At 42.0% G+C, this 15,454-nt stretch carries 13 protein-coding genes; 8 read left to right on the top strand and 5 right to left on the bottom strand.

Going from position 1 to position 15,454, the window contains the following annotated elements; translation table 11 throughout:
- Positions 1 to 51: 51 nt before the first annotated feature.
- Both CWB72_RS02465 and CWB72_RS02460 read left to right on the top strand, forming a co-directional pair.
- On the top strand, positions 52 to 2,937 hold the full coding sequence (locus CWB72_RS02465; RefSeq protein ID WP_138629010.1) for an insulinase family protein: 2,886 nt from the start codon (positions 52 to 54) through the stop codon (positions 2,935 to 2,937).
- Between the two features lie 187 nt (positions 2,938 to 3,124).
- The gene (locus CWB72_RS02460; RefSeq protein WP_138629008.1) at positions 3,125 to 3,532 is read left to right on the top strand and encodes an ExbD/TolR family protein; all 408 of its coding nucleotides are present in this window, start codon (positions 3,125 to 3,127) and stop codon (positions 3,530 to 3,532) included.
- Between the two features lie 57 nt (positions 3,533 to 3,589).
- Here the strand turns inward: CWB72_RS02460 and CWB72_RS02455 are convergent, their stop codons facing one another.
- A complete protein-coding gene (locus tag CWB72_RS02455) occupies positions 3,590 to 4,798 on the bottom strand; it encodes an iron-containing alcohol dehydrogenase (RefSeq protein WP_138629006.1) in 1,209 nt (402 codons plus the stop codon).
- 128 nt (positions 4,799 to 4,926) lie between these two features.
- Between CWB72_RS02455 and dbpA the strand changes: the two genes are divergently transcribed.
- Both dbpA and CWB72_RS02445 read left to right on the top strand, forming a co-directional pair.
- Positions 4,927 to 6,315 carry an ATP-dependent RNA helicase DbpA gene (gene dbpA / locus CWB72_RS02450; RefSeq protein WP_138629004.1) on the top strand — a complete coding sequence of 463 codons (1,389 nt, stop codon included), beginning with the start codon at positions 4,927 to 4,929 and terminating at the stop codon, positions 6,313 to 6,315.
- A gap of 180 nt (positions 6,316 to 6,495) precedes the next feature.
- Positions 6,496 to 6,897 carry a disulfide bond formation protein B gene (locus CWB72_RS02445; RefSeq protein ID WP_138629002.1) on the top strand — a complete coding sequence of 134 codons (402 nt, stop codon included), beginning with the start codon at positions 6,496 to 6,498 and terminating at the stop codon, positions 6,895 to 6,897.
- 81 nt (positions 6,898 to 6,978) lie between these two features.
- Here CWB72_RS02445 and CWB72_RS02440 read toward each other — a convergent pair whose 3' ends face one another.
- Positions 6,979 to 7,479: a lactoylglutathione lyase family protein gene (locus tag CWB72_RS02440; protein ID WP_138629000.1), complete on the bottom strand. Its 501-nt coding sequence runs from the start codon at positions 7,477 to 7,479 to the stop codon at positions 6,979 to 6,981.
- A gap of 92 nt (positions 7,480 to 7,571) precedes the next feature.
- On the opposite strand from CWB72_RS02440, the gene CWB72_RS02435 reads away from it, so the two are divergent.
- Together CWB72_RS02435 and CWB72_RS02430 are read left to right on the top strand one after the other, a co-directional pair.
- Positions 7,572 to 8,447: a LysR family transcriptional regulator gene (locus CWB72_RS02435; protein ID WP_138628998.1), complete on the top strand. Its 876-nt coding sequence runs from the start codon at positions 7,572 to 7,574 to the stop codon at positions 8,445 to 8,447.
- Between the two features lie 157 nt (positions 8,448 to 8,604).
- Positions 8,605 to 9,279 (top strand): tellurite resistance TerB family protein, encoded by a 675-nt coding sequence (locus CWB72_RS02430; protein WP_252371480.1) that lies wholly within the window; start codon positions 8,605 to 8,607, stop codon positions 9,277 to 9,279.
- Positions 9,280 to 9,324: 45 nt separating this feature from the next.
- On the opposite strand, the gene CWB72_RS02425 is transcribed toward CWB72_RS02430, so the two are convergent.
- Positions 9,325 to 10,515: an alpha/beta hydrolase-fold protein gene (locus CWB72_RS02425; RefSeq protein WP_138628996.1), complete on the bottom strand. Its 1,191-nt coding sequence runs from the start codon at positions 10,513 to 10,515 to the stop codon at positions 9,325 to 9,327.
- Between the two features lie 166 nt (positions 10,516 to 10,681).
- Here CWB72_RS02425 and CWB72_RS02420 point away from each other — a divergent pair, with 166 nt between their 5' ends.
- Positions 10,682 to 11,419, top strand: coding sequence for a spondin domain-containing protein (locus CWB72_RS02420; RefSeq protein ID WP_138628994.1), 738 nt, complete (start codon positions 10,682 to 10,684; stop codon positions 11,417 to 11,419).
- Positions 11,420 to 11,484: 65 nt separating this feature from the next.
- On the opposite strand, the gene CWB72_RS02415 is transcribed toward CWB72_RS02420, so the two are convergent.
- Positions 11,485 to 12,414, bottom strand: coding sequence for a LysR family transcriptional regulator (locus CWB72_RS02415; RefSeq protein WP_138628992.1), 930 nt, complete (start codon positions 12,412 to 12,414; stop codon positions 11,485 to 11,487).
- A 137-nt stretch (positions 12,415 to 12,551) separates the two neighbouring features.
- On the opposite strand from CWB72_RS02415, the gene chrA reads away from it, so the two are divergent.
- A complete protein-coding gene (gene chrA / locus CWB72_RS02410; RefSeq protein ID WP_138628990.1) occupies positions 12,552 to 13,706 on the top strand; it encodes a chromate efflux transporter in 1,155 nt (384 codons plus the stop codon).
- 45 nt (positions 13,707 to 13,751) lie between these two features.
- Here chrA and CWB72_RS02405 read toward each other — a convergent pair whose 3' ends face one another.
- Positions 13,752 to 15,368 carry an RNA polymerase sigma factor gene (locus CWB72_RS02405; protein ID WP_138628988.1) on the bottom strand — a complete coding sequence of 539 codons (1,617 nt, stop codon included), beginning with the start codon at positions 15,366 to 15,368 and terminating at the stop codon, positions 13,752 to 13,754.
- Positions 15,369 to 15,454: the final 86 nt, after the last annotated feature.

Here is a 15,454-nt window from a genome sequence, read left to right as displayed (position 1 = left end):
GCACGTAAACTCAATAATTCAAAAACTGTATATTTCAAAGGACAACACCTAATGAAAAAAGCATTTGCCATTAGTGCTCTCGCTTTAGCACTCGCAGCGTGCTCGCAAACGTCGAACAATAATTCGCAAACCAGCGCAACAAATTCCCTAGCGCCTCTCAATACACTTGCGGTTAGCCCAAATGACCAAAGAGATTACAGAACACTAAAACTTGAAAATAATATTGAAGTCATCTTGGTATCCGATCCAAGTACAGAAAAATCAGCAGCTGCATTAAATGTGGGTGTTGGCCTTTTACAAGATCCTATGACTCAGCAAGGTATGGCTCACTACCTTGAGCACTTGCTATTTTTAGGCTCAGAGAAATACCCTGACACCAATGAATACAATGAGTTTTTAACTCAAAATGGTGGTACATCTAATGCATCTACTTGGATGACATACACCAACTACATGTTTAAGGTGAATAACGACGCTTACGACCAAGCCCTTGACCGCTTCTCTGATTTCTTCAAATCGCCTAAGCTGTATCCTGAATATACTGAAAAAGAAATCAACGCAGTAAACGCAGAATGGTCAATGCGTCGCGAAATGGACTTTTTCGGTCAATTTAAACTGTCTCGCGCCATGATGGGCGAGCACCCAGCAAACCGCTTCTTAATTGGTAATTTAGAAACACTCGGTGATAAAGAAAACAGCAATCTGCACCAAGAAACGGTCGACTTTTATAATAAATATTACTCTGCAAACATTATGAAAGTGGCGCTGATCAGTAATGCTTCGCTGGATGAAATGGAAAAGTTAGCGAAAAAACACTTTGCCCCTATTAAAGATAAAGGCATTGAAAAGCCACAAGTTAAGCAAGAAATAAATTTTGCTGAGCTAGGTGGTAAGAAAATTTACTACAAGCCTAATCAAGACTTAAAACAGTTAAAACTCGACTTCACGATCAGTAATAACCAAGACCAATTTAAATATAAACCAAACTACTTTGTTTCTTACCTGCTTGGCTCTGAAATGCCGGGTACACCCGCGCAACTGTTAAAAGAGCGTGGCTGGATAAGCTCACTCAATGCTGGCGACTCGCCAAACCATTATGGTAACTATGGTGAAATGTCGATAACCGTTAATTTAACCGATCAAGGTATGCAAAATCGTGACGAGATTGTCGCCATTATTATGCAATACATTGAGCTAGTTAAAGAAAATGGTATTGATGAGAAATACTATCAAGAGATCAAAACTTCACTTGATAATCAATTCCGCTTCTTGCAAAAAATCGACGAGTTCAGTTATGCGGCACAGCTAGTAAATAGCATGCAAGATTACCCTATCAATTACAGTATTAATGCCCCTTACTATTTTGGCCAATTTAATGCGGATGCCATAAAACAAGTACTTGCTCAGTTAACACCTGAGACACTGCGTATTTGGTATACCAGCAAAGATGAGAAAGTCGAAGAGAAACAACACTTTTATGCTGGTGAATATCGCATTGCAGACATCTCAGCAGAAGAAATGGCTAGCTGGAAAAAACCAACCAAACTGGCTCTCAATTTACCTAAAGTGAATCGTTTATTGCCAGAAAACTTTGACTTAAAAACTGCGGGTATGAAGCAATCTTCCGCTGAGTTAAAAGTTGAAAAGTCGGGGGTTAAAGTATGGCATTACCCAAGTCAGCTATTCGCGGAACAACCCAAGGGTATTTTAAAAATAGACCTTAATGCAGGCGAGGCTAATGCAGAAATCGACACACAAGTTGCTCTGGCGCTTTGGTCTGATTTATTTAACCTACAGCAAAGCTTATTACAAGCTGAAGCGAGTGTTGCTGGGATCAGCACTCGAGGTTCAAATAATAATGGTATCAGTCTATTACTTAATGGTTTCACTGATAAACAATATTTATTACTGAATGAACTGTTGTCAGATTTAATGCCTGAAGTTAATGAAACCAACTTCGCACAAGCAAAAGATCGCTTTGTACGTGGTATAAACAATGCTCAAAAGCAATTTACCGTTCGTCAGTTATTCCCTGCACTTCGTAACTTAACTGAAGCAAATGGTTTTGAAGATGACGCTCTCATTGCTGCGGCAAACAACTTAACGGTTGCAACATTCAAGGCAAATATTGAAGAAGCCCTTTCAGCAAATCAACCTCGTGTATTTGCTTTTGGTAACTACAATCAAGCAGATTTAGAACAAATCGCCGATGCTATTAGCAAAACACTTGGCAGTGAGCACAAGCAAACTGAGTTCGCTAAAACCAAAACAATCGCACCATTGCCTCAGCAAGTATTAAGTTATCAAAAAGATACCGCCGCAGCAGACAATGGTTTATTAGACATTCATGTGCACCGCAAAGCAGGCTTTAAGCAAAAAGCCATTGCCAGTGTGTTAGCAAAACATTTCAGTCACGAAGCGTTTAACCAATTAAGAACAGAAGAGCAGCTAGCTTATGCTGTGGGTGCTTTCTATTACCCTGTCGATGACTTCGCAAGTATTGGCTTATATATTCAATCGCCTGTGATGGATTTAGTTCAAGCTCAGAAGCGCTTCGACGACTTCAGAGTTGAATACAAAGCCAAACTTGATGCGTTAACTCCAGAGCAATTCGCTGCCATCAAACAAGGTGTATTAGTGGGTCTAACTGAAGCACCTAAGAATATGTATGACGAAGTGTCGCCAATTTTCTCTGATTGGTACAAAGAGAACTGGCAATACGACTCAAAACAACAAATGATTGCTGAAGTGCAAAAAGTTGAATTAGCTGATATCAAGCAGTTTTATAACGAAACGCTTGCCAACCCGAAAGCATCTCGTATTAACGTGCAGCTGCGTGGTGCTAATTACCAAGACAAACCATTTGCACAAATTAAAGGGCAAACAACCATTAAAAATGTTGCAGACTTAAAAGGCAAAGTGACCTATCAACTATAAATAAGCACTTACTTTAAAAATTGAACAATAATAACAAAAAGGGTTAACCACTAGGTTGACCCTTTTTTCTTGCCACTTTTCTTCTACTTATACATTTTGTGAAAAATTGTAAATATTAACAATAGATTAAAGGTGAGGTTACAAGCGTGGTCTAGGCTGAATATTGAAACAACATGGAGATAATGAAATGATAAAAACAGCCAAAGCACACATGCAAGAAAACCTCAGCGTAGACATGAATCCAATGCTAGACATTGTTTTCATCTTATTAATCTTTTTTATTGTAACCGCCAGCTTTAACAAAGAAGCTGTATTAGACATCGAACGAAACAACTCACCGACATTGTCTGTCACACCTAAAGTGACCCCACAGTTCATCATAGATGCAAGCAACAAGGTGTATCTAAATAATCGCCAAGTTGAAATTGATGCAATTAATGTAAATATCGCCAAACTTGCTGCCAATGCTGACATTACCGCTATCAGTGTTAGAGCACATGAAAGCAGCCAACACAATACACTGGTCACAGTTTTAAATGCGATTAAAGAGCAAACTTCAGTGCCAGTTGCACTAGGCGATGTATTAGCAAACTAGCTAAAAGCTCATAATCAAAACATAGGGGGCTATACTGCCTCCTAACTCAATGCTTTTCTAAAAAGCTACTTCTCTCTCACCGGCTTTTACCGCATCTAAAATTCGAATTACTTGATTAAGTTTCATCACTTTGGGCACAGAGTAAGAATCGTTCGCTTCGCGCAGTGCCTGTTTCGCTATCTTGAAAAAGTCTTTTTCTAAAAGACTATCTAGAGACTTGTCTATTTGTAGCGCATCAGACAATTGATCGATCCGTTTAATAAAACTATGTGCCAACTGCAGTTCGGGCAAGTCTGAGCCCCCCCCTGAAATTGCACTTTCTATTTCGGCCAGTTGATTTAAACAATGTGGTTTATTGAATCTTAATACTCTCGGTAACACCACGGCGTTAGCTAAACCATGGGGCGTATTATAATGGGCACTGAGCTGATGAGAGATGGCATGCACATAGCCCAAGCCTTGTTTACTAAACGCATAACCCGCCATAAACGAGGCAAGCGCGACCATTTCGCGTGCTTCTAAATCTGTACCATTTTTATAAGCACGAGGTAAATACTCGAGCAATAAACGAATCGCAGTTAAGGCATCACTCTGTGCATCATTAAAATGCACCCGCGCAATATAAGCTTCAATGGCATGAGTCAGTGCGTCCATGCCGGTATAAGCTGTGATCGCTGGCGGTAATGAGGCGAGTAAATCAGTATCGAGTCCTGCCGCAAGTGGCACAAAATAAGGGTCTAAGAAAAACGCTTTTTGATGTGATACTGGGTCAGAGATCACCGCAGCAACGGTGACTTCAGAGCCAGTACCTGACGTAGTTGGCACCGCAAACAAAGGCAGGGGTTTGTTCCTTACCCGCATCATGCCAATGAGTTTTTTGGGTTTGTTGCCATTAGTAAGCGTCGCCGCAACCACTTTGGCAATATCAATCGCTGAGCCCCCGCCTACGACAAATATACCATCAGCCTGAATACTCTGAGCCATTGTCACGCTGTTTTCGACTTCTAGCATGGTCGGATTCGGCACAACTTCGTCAAAAATTGTAAACTGACATTTGGCATCTTTTAGCAACTGCGTCAATGCAGACAGATTATCGTTTTGCGTCATAAAGCCATCGGCAATGATCAGTGGGCGACGTACACCACTACATACCATGAGCTTAGCCAGTTTGAGCATTGCGCCATTACCCGTTATCAAGGTAGGTTTGTTAGCAGGAAAAGCTCCCGCTAAAAACTTAATCCCCCATTTATTTATTGCAGCACGCATAGCTGAACTCCCTTGTAAAAAATATGGTATCAAATAGGTTAATTACTCAACAATAAACTAGCTAAGCCAGAGTCTCAAGCCATGCTATACTCTCGCAAATCAATTTTAGTAATTCAAAGAGCCTGACCTTGACGCAACAGCTATTTTCTCAAACATCCCTTTCTCACGATTTGTTAGACAACCTAGAATCATTGGGTTATCAGCACATGACTGACATTCAAGCACAAACACTGCCATTAATTTTAGCAGGCAAAGATGTAATTGGTCAGGGCAAAACAGGTTCAGGTAAAACGGCCGCATTTTCTTTAGGTTTATTGCATAACCTGAACGTAAAACGTTTTCGTGTGCAAGCGCTGGTCGTATGCCCGACGCGTGAATTAGCTGACCAAGTTGCTATTGAAATCCGCAAACTTGCCCGTGCTATTCACAATATCAAAGTACTCACTCTATGCGGCGGTGCACCGATGGGCCCACAAATTGGCTCTCTTGAACATGGCGCCCATATTGTTGTTGGCACACCTGGTCGAATTGAGGAGCATTTACGCAAAGGCCGTTTAGACTTAAGTGAAGTAAATACCTTTGTGCTTGATGAAGCTGACCGCATGCTAGAAATGGGCTTTGAAGACGCTATCGAATGCATTATTGAACTCTGCCCAGCAAAACGTCAGAACTTACTATTTAGTGCAACATTCCCGCCAAAAATTGAGCAACTTGCTAAGCACGTTATGACTGCACCAGAAAAAGTGACGGTCGAAGCAAGCCACGATCACAGCAACATCACCCAATATTTCTATGAAGTAGACAACAACGATGTGCGCTTAGATGCCGTACAAAAGCTACTACTTGAATTTCAACCAAAGTCAGCGGTGATATTCGCTAACACCAAAGCTGAGTGCCAAGCGGTATGTGATGAATTACAACAACTTGGGTTTGATAGTGCCGCCCTTCATGGCGACCTAGAACAAAAAGACCGTGACCGAACGCTTGTTCGCTTTGCTAATAAGAGCTTAACCATTTTAGTGGCCACCGATGTTGCAGCTCGCGGTATTGACGTTGACCATGTTGAAATGGTGATCAACTACCATATTGCCCACGACCCTGAAGTACACGTACACCGAGTTGGCCGTACTGGCCGAGCTGGTAATACGGGTATTGCATGCTCACTGATGAGTTATAAAGAGTCTCACAAAGTAAATGCCTTAGAAGATTATTTAGATATCACCATTGAGCCAAGTGATCTGCCTAGTGATGCCGTGTTTAACAATCCGATTACCCGTGCACCTATGGTGACACTACAAATTGATGGCGGCAAAAAAGCCAAGCTGCGCCCTGGTGATATTTTAGGTGCCTTAACGGCGAATAATGCGTTAAAAGGCAGTCAAATCGGTAAAATTAAAGTGACGGCCATGGCCTCTTTTGTTGCTGTTGAACGTAAAGTTGCGGGAAAAGCGTTAAGCGTGATCGGTGAAGGTAAAATGAAAGGCCGTAACTTCAGAGTGCGTAAAATCAATCGCTAATATAAGCATATAAAACAGCCAAACAGCTACGATATACACAATAATCGTAGCTGTTCTATTTAATCCTCACTTACACCTTCATTGAGCAAAACTCGCATATAACTAAAAAGAATTAATTAGACCCAAAAGAAATATGGTATATTGTCACTCTTTTTTGAATAAGATTATAAACAGAGTGTTATGAATCAACTGACATTAGAAAACATCATCGCCAAACGTCATTGGCTGGGATTATTTGCCATTGCAGTCAGCATCATTGCTTGGACGGTAGAATTAATGGGTGCCGTATATATTTGTCCATATTGCCGAACACAACGCACTGTTATCGGTTTGCTTGGCATTATTGTGATTTTGCCATTTGTGCATCATTTTTTAACAAAATATCTCGCGTTAGTGCTGGGGTTCTTTGGTGCAGTAGTCGCTGCTAATCAGCATTTTATGGGCTGGAAGAAAATTTCAGCAGGTAAATTCTCTTTCAATGAGAACATTTTTATCGACCCTTTCTTGCTCTCAGGTGGCGCGCTATTTTTCATCATTGGTTTGACTGTAATTATTTTGCATACTCAAAAGCCAAGTAGCTAGCTATTTTCATTACATAATTTCTGTCTGAGGTTTCTCAAGCTCTGAGAAGCCTTTTAAAGTTTAGCTTGTTAACTTAATAATTTAATAAGCGCCGGCACTATAGATCAGTTCATAGCTATGGCTATAAATTTCTAATATGTTGCCAAACGGGTCTTCCATATAAATCATGCGATAAGGCTTTTCACCCGGATAATAGAAACGCGGTTTTTCCATACGCTTTTTACCACCCGCAGCCACGATTTTTTCAGATAGTTCTTCAACGTTAGGGTCTTGTACACAGAAGTGGAAGATCCCAGTCTTCCAATATTCAAAATTATCTTCAGGGTTTTGTTGGTTTTTAAACTCAAACAGCTCCACACCAATGCGATCACCTGTAGACAAATGCGCGATGCGAAAACGCTCCCATCCAGCACCAAATACATCAGTACACATTTCACCAATGGCACTGTCATCTTCTATGATTTCGGTTGGTTCCATAATCAAATACCAACCTAACACCTCAGTATAAAACTTAACGGCTTGCTCCAGATCTGGAACTGAAATTCCAATATGTGAAAAGGTTCTTGGGTAAACTGCGCTCATAATGTTCTCCTGTAAAGTACAGGAAATAGTCTACGCAATCGGCTATCATTATTTGAAATTATAAATTATTATATTTTTAAGTAGCTCTACTAATGATAAACCCAGTCTTCTTGCGTACCTTTTGCACACTCGTCGAAACCAAGCATTTCACTAAAACCGCTGAACAGCTTTTTATTACTCAGTCGGCAGTCAGCCAACATCTCAGAAAGCTCGAAGACCTGTTGGGCGAACCGCTTATTCAAAAAACAGTGAAAGGGTTTGTGCTTACGCCAACCGGTGAGCAAACCTATCAAGAAGCAAAGACAATCGTTGCCACTTTGCAAAGCTTCAAAGAAAAAGTAACCACAGACTCAGAGCATGTTGGCGTGGTTAAGATTATGTCACCAGGCAGTATAGGTTTACGCCTCTACCCACAACTATTATCGCTGCAAACACAATTTCCTGAGCTCATCATTCACTATCAGTTTGCGCCAAACAGCTGCATTATTAAGGCGTTGCAGCAAGGTGACATCGATATTGGTTTAGTCACAGAACATGCAAACTCAAGCCTACTGAACTTAGAAGAAGTTGCGCAAGAGCCACTACAATTGGTACTCCCCGCAAAATTCAAAAATGCTACATTTGATACTCTAAAGCAGCTTGGTTTTATTAATCACCCTGATGGGCATCACCATGCTAATCAACTGCTCAAAGCGAACTTTGCTGAATTCACGCATATTAAGGACATAAAAGAAAGTGGCTTTTCAAACCAAATTGGCTTGATTTTAACCCCAGTGAGCATAGGGCTTGGCTTTACAGCACTACCTCAAAGTGCAGTAGCAAGTTTTGCAGAACCTGAAAAAATTCATATTCATGAACTCACTAAGCCAAGCATGGAACCCGTTTACCTCGTTACTCAAAACAAAAGGCACACCGCCAAACGGTTATTATTCGTGTACAACAAAATTAAAACGTTACTGAAAAATTGACGTGCTTTGTAACAAATATGGGCTTTTAATTTTAGGTTGCTTCTCTTAATCTGAGCACAGATATACTCAAACTACATCTACCTATGGAGTAGTTTAGGTAAACGTGAAGGAGACAAAATATGAAAGACTTGCAAAAACTCGTTGGTAGTCTTAACAAATCAGGTGCTCTAAGTGGCTTTTTAGGGGGGTCGCCGGCGGTGGTTTAACCAGCTTAGTCAGCGGTAAGAAAAGTAAAAAAACCGGGAAAAAAGCCGTTAAATATGGTGCACTTGCTGCGGTAGGCGGTCTTGCTTGGAAAGCTTATAAAGAATATTCAGAGCAAAATAAAGCTGCGCAACAGCAAGCCGATAGCCGCGCTTATGACAACGCCATGAATAAACGTAGCCACAATCAAGCGCATGCTCACCAAGGTCGTACTTTTGACTTCACACCTGCTTATATGCCGGAGCAAAGCTTTGAACAAGTGGTGGAGGATGAGTCGGGCTCAGGCCAACTTATTATTATGCGTGCCATGATAGCCGCGGCTTATGCTGATGGCCATATTGATGAAACCGAGCGTCAGAAAATCTTTGCGCAAGTTGAAACCATGGAGTTGACTGTTAACGAAAAAGCCATGTTATTTGATGAGTTAAGAAAACCTATGACACTTTCTGAGTTGGTGCAATCAGTGCCTGACGGACAAACAGGCATTGAGGTTTATGCCGCGAGTGTCAGCGCCATTGATTTAAACCAGCCAATCTCAGGGCAATACCTTGAGGCGCTAGCCAATCAACTTTGTCTACCTAGAGAGCTGGTGCAGTCGATTCACCACCAGCTTACCGTACAAGCTTAACTTAAAGCTTGGTGACTCACTTATCATCAAGCAAACTGACCTATATTATAAGTTTGCCTTTAATAGCCTAGCTTCAAGCTCGGCTATATGATGATTGATCTGACCCCGACTACCTATGGCCAATTTGGGTTGGCTTAAGGCTCTTTCGTATACGCTTATGGCTTTTTTATAATTTTGTTGTTTTGCATAAATAGAAGCCAAGCCTATATACGCTGACAATGTGCTGGGTTCACGCTTTAGAATTAATTCGAACAATGACACTGAAAGCTGCTGTTTATCTTCAAATAAAGCGTCATAGGCTAACGCTTCGAGCTGACTTTCAAGGTGCTGTTTAACCCCATACTTACCCTTTACTAGTTTTTGATGTGCCAAAATCTTCTTCTCACCTTGTGCGGTGTTTGCAAGCGTAAGTGCAAAGTCAGAGAATATTGATTTCAAACCAAAATACATGCCCTGATTAACCACACTATTATGGTTTTCTCCTAAAAAGCGCTTAGCTGAAAACTTAAACCCATCGATAGACTGATTATTTAAATATAACTTCACTTGCTCATAAGGGTCTTCCATCAATGCTCCCTCTTCACCCACAGCAAAGAAAATCGATTTATCTGTTAATTTATTTAAAGGTATCGACTTTAAATGCCCCAGCCAAGCTTGATGATCCCACCAAAGGCTTGGACTAATCGCAATAAAAGCGTCAAATAGATCTGGTTGTTTAACTAAGCTGTAAACCGCAAATAAGCCACCGAAAGAGTGACCTGCAAATACATCATAACCTGAAACCCGATAGTGCTTCTGAACATAAGGTTTAACTTCATCAGCAATAAAGTCTAAAAACGCCTCAGCGCCGCCGGGATCTTGATTTAGCAGCATTGCACCATCGATCGGGAGCACCTCAAAACTATCTTCGCGATAAGTGGGGGTAAGGTTATGAGTGCGGTTTTGATTACTTTCAATACCGACGATAATTAACTCAGGTATTAGACCCTGCGATGATAAAAACTCAACAGAAGCGATTGTATGTTGGAGATTTGCTCGACCATCAGTCATAAATAAAACAGGATACTTTTGTTGAGACTCTGCATATTGTTTGGGTAAATGAAGATGTAGTCGTCTCTTTTCTCCTAAAACCGAAGACTGCAGTTCAATAATATGCGTACTAGCTTGATTACTTTCACCAAAACCACCACATCCGAACAAACAAAAAACCAGCAAAACCAAACAAATATGTCTCACTTTTAACTCCCTTAAATTACCACAATATTTTTAACGAATTTAATCAGTTATAACGCTATGCTTCAAGTTAAGAACGCTTAATTCGAACAAAAATAAAACAGTTTTTGAAATAAATATCTATAGTCTCAGGTCTGGTAAAAAACATGACATGAACCCAAGTGTAGCTATGAACAAACTCATTCAATTTTCGACTGTTTTAAGCTTTACCCTTTTAACTGCGTGTGGTGGTGGTTCAAGTTCTAATTCTACACCTGAAACAACAACGCCAACGACAACACCAGCAAGCACAGCGCCTGCTGATACAGTGACTTACGAGCTCACTTTTACGCAAGAGTGGACAGCTGCTAACTTTGCCACCAACTACCCAAGTGGCACTCACTTCTCTCCCCTTGTAGGACTTACCCATAATTTAGAAGGGGGGATCTTCAAGCGTGATGAGGTAGCGTCGCCAGGTATTGTTTTAATGGCTGAAACGGGTGGCAAAAGTACGTTGAAAAATGAAATCAGTGACATACAAAATGCAGGTCATTCTAATTATTTAATTGATGAGTCAGGGATCTCAAATGGCAGCCAAAGTGTGACGTTTACCTTTGAAGCCAGCCAAGACTTCCCGCTTTTAAGTGTGGTGTCGATGATAGCACCGAGCCCTGATTGGTTTGTGGCCATTAACAGCTTATCTTTATTTAATGACAATACATGGGTTGAGAGCCAAACTATTGAATTAAAAGTCTATGATGCAGGCAGTGATAGCGGTCTGCGCTTTAGCTCTGGCAACCTAGCTACAGATCCTGCTGAGCCAATTACTTTACTTTCAAGCGAGCGTGACGACACAGATTTTGCTGAGGGTATTCATCATCAAACCGGTAAGCATATTGGTTACATCGAAATTAAGTTAATGCAGTAACCCTTGCTGAGAGCCTTTTTGCTCTTCCCTTGTTGGCGCCTTAAACCTTAGGTTTAAGCCCTTTTTTATACCAACACCTTGTTTAAAACACTGCGTAACCAATGGTTTTTGTCATCTTGGTTTTTCACCTCAGGCCAGATCATCGTAATATCAAAATCAGCAACTGCAATCGGCGGCTCTAACATCGACAACCCCGCTTGCTCGGTAGCCAAAACTGCCATCTTCTTCGGTACAATCGCTATCAAGGCGCGCCCTTTAAGCAAGGTTTGAACAGTTAAAAAGTTACGACTTGCTACTGTGACTTGTCGTGATAAACCATGCTCAGCCAAAGTTTTATCAATTTGTGTTGCCAGCTTACCGTCGGGGCTCACTAAAGCATGCTCAACCTGTGTAAATGACTGCAAACTTAATTGACCATCGGCTGAGAAAATAGATGGATCTAAAGCCGATAGATCAGCCAAACACACATGCTGTTCAGTGTATAAATGTTGACTGCTAAACCCATCAGCTAAAAGCGGTATACTACCGATAATGATGTCGAGCTTTTCTTGTTCAGAGATTTGCTCATAGTTACTGCGATTCACATTTATCAAGCTGATCTGAGCATGAGGGGCTTGCGCTCGAATAGCATCATAAATCGCTGGCGCAAATATCAATTCGGCATAATCGGTTAACCCTATTCGGCACACACCTTGATAATGACTAGGTGAAAATGGCTCACTTTGCAAAATCTGTCCAGAAACGGTATCGAGTAATACACTGATTTTAGGCGCTATCTGGTGGGCACGCTCGGTTGGGCACATTTGATGCCCTTTTCTTTCGAATAATACATCGCCTAAAAGCTGTCTTAATCGAGCAAGACTATGGCTCATTGCCGATTGGCTCACACAGGCATGCTCTGCGGCAATACTGACGCTACGATGGCGATACAGATATGAAAATGCCACCAGCAGATTTAAATCAATATATCGCCACTGCAATTCTTCTTTACCCATTTATTTCTCTAGCTCACTCCAGCTAATAAATCCCAAATCATTCATAGTTAGCATAAATACTATTAATTTGAATCATGCTAAGTGAGTTTTTACACTATGGGCATATTTATAACAACCTTGTATTTTGCGTCTTGCGTATGTTTTCTATTTTTAAAACTTTTTTCTGGCTTGGCTGGATAAGCTTTGGCGGGCCAGCCGCTCACATCGGCTATTTTCGAAAAACCTTTGTCGAAAAGATGAAGTGGCTTGATGATAATGAATATGCGCAAATCGTTGCGCTTAGCCAGTTTTTACCGGGTCCGGGCTCTAGCCAAGTCGGCTTTGCACTGGGTTATAAACGCGGCGGCCTGATAGGAGCCTGTGCGGCATTTTTAGGTTTTACCCTGCCATCTATTCTGATCATGATAGGTTTAGCCTTACTTTCAAGCCAAGTCATGGATACCAGTGCTTTTCAAAATGTGGTGCATGGCTTGAAGCTACTGGCCGTGGTAGTGGTTGCCTATGCTGCTTGGGGTATGTATAAAAACTTCTGTAAGAACACGCTATCGGTAAGCTTGTGCTTGCTCACGGCAATCGCGATATTAGTCATGCCAAGCATTATGATGCAAATCGCCGTATTAGTTTTTGCAGCTATCTTGGGCACACTGTTTTTACAATCAGAAAAAAGCCACTCAAATGGTGCAAATTCAAGCCCTTTCAAGCCGAATCTAGTCCCGCTAATCTTATTTATCGGCTTATTACTAGGGTTACCATTTGCTGCGCACATCGCGCCAGAGCTTGGCTTGTTTAATGACTTTTATCAGGCGGGTAGCTTGGTATTTGGTGGCGGCCATGTGGTACTACCGCTACTGCAAAATATCGTCGGAGCTCAGCTCAGCCAAGATGCATTTTTAACGGGCTACGCGGCCGCACAAGCTGTGCCTGGACCTATGTTCACCTTCGCGACTTACATTGGCTATGAGCTACTACCAGGCAACCCAATTGCAGGCGCACTCATTGCCACAGCGGCGGTGTTCCTTCCAGGCTTTTTATTATTATTAGCGGTATTGAAGAACTGGCAACAGCTGGCGCAAAAGCCTAAGGTTGCAGGCGCTTTAACGGGCGTAAACGCTGCCGTCGTTGGTCTACTTGCTGCGGCGCTATATCAACCTGTATTTATTAGTGCAGTACTACAGCCGCTTGATATTGCCTTAGTATTAGTGGGTTTTTACTTAATGAAACATCTAAAACTGCCTATTATCTGGATGGTTGCTTTCTTTATGTTGGCAGGCTTTGCAGCTGGCCTTGTTTGAGAAAAAGCCTAGAAATAACGAGTTTTAACTTAAAAAACGCGCTGATCATTTCAGCGCGCTTTTTCTCATTCTTGTTCTGACTTTATTCGAATGACACACAGCAGGAACAATCACAAATACCGCAATGAGTGCAAGCACCCAAGCATAATACTGGTTAATGAAAGATAAATTCGTCAATTGCGCGGCGAGTTCGTTATTTGCTTGCTCAGCATACGCAATTGCGCCAATGGCACCGTTTACGGCAACTGCAAAGCCACCACTCACAGCCCCCTCCCATGCCAATGAAGACAAAGATGAAAATGCCTGATAGCCAATGGCTGAGGCGCCAAATGCCAAACCACCTATGGCCACCGTGCCTGCGGCCAGTAACCCAATGCTTACTGCCCCTACACTTAAAATGCCAAACGAGATAATACCAACACTAATGGGCGCGACCGCAATCCCGCCCCATGCAAACAGCAACCCATACGCTTTACTCCCACCAGCTATCCAACCAACGGCGGGGTTGTCGGTTTGCTCAGGCATGGCAAACTGCATATGGATCAGGGACACACCGAATAGACGAATGGGACTAATATACTCTCTTTGCTTGGCAATGGGTTTATCTTGCTCTGCGCTAAAGGCATCAGGGTTAAAAAGCCGCTCTTGCGCCCTTAATTGCTTCATTGCATTAAATGCGTGTTTCACTAGCCAAAAATAAGCCGCAACAAACATAAATACGCTAAGATGCGCGACCAAGGTAATTTCATCGACATAATTTTGCTGTGCATAAGCAAGTGGTTTGAGTAATAACAAAACCCCAACAAACAGCGCAGCAACGAACATAAATAAGAACACGCTTTTTTTTACTAAGCTTTTTTCTCGCTCAGTGCGAGATTGATCAAGGCTGGCTCGCAAACCAAAATACGCACTCACAACCCCAGATGCTGAGCCTAGCACGGCCATGATGCTGGCAAAGTTAAACCCTGAGCCTGCTTTAAAAGCACCGAAACCTGCAGCTGCTTTAGCTGGTGGTGCAATACCGCTGATCGCAGACATCACCGCAGAGGTAAAGGCCAGACCCGGTTTTGAATGTTTAAGCGATACTTCAACAAGATCAGTAACCACCTCTTTCATCATCTTCCGACCTCGCGACAAGCGCTGCTTTACGGTGTCGACCGATAAATCCAGTTCACTGGCGACACGCTCAACGGATTGCTGCTCTCGGTAAAATAAAATCAGCGGTGCACGGTAGGTATCGTCAAGCTGCTCAAGCACTTGCCACATCAATGCTTGTTGCTGCGCTGAAATTGCGTTGGCTTCAAGCTCAGCGTTTTCAGCGCCAATATGCTCTGCGCTATCTAACTGCTCAGTGTGCTTTTCTGCACTTGAGGCCTGCTTGCGATAATGATGACTTATCTTAAATTTAAGAATACCACACAGCCAAGCCTTGAGTTTATTTGGGTCGTGCAATGTATCGAGCTTTCTCCACGCCTCAACAAATGCATCTTGCGCTAGGTCTTCACTGTATTTGATATCGCCCACGGCTGAATAGGCCAATGAACAAAGTAGTGTTTGGTAGCGCGCTACTATTTTGCAAAAAGCGTTTTTATTACCGCCAAGCGCGGCCATCACCAAAGCTGCATCATCAAGTGTTTTATGTTGTTTTGCTGTATCGAACATGCCTCAAGCCTGTTTTTATCATCTTCTTTTTATAAGTGCCAGCTCTCCAGAAAAGGTGACAACAAAAATTAAAAAAATTTTTTGTG

The sequence above is a fragment of the Pseudoalteromonas phenolica genome (genome assembly GCF_005886345.1).
Lineage (GTDB): Bacteria > Pseudomonadota > Gammaproteobacteria > Enterobacterales > Alteromonadaceae > Pseudoalteromonas > Pseudoalteromonas phenolica_A.
The sequence above is the reverse complement of the archived record's forward strand: the minus strand, read 5'-3'. Positions and strand labels throughout refer to the sequence as shown.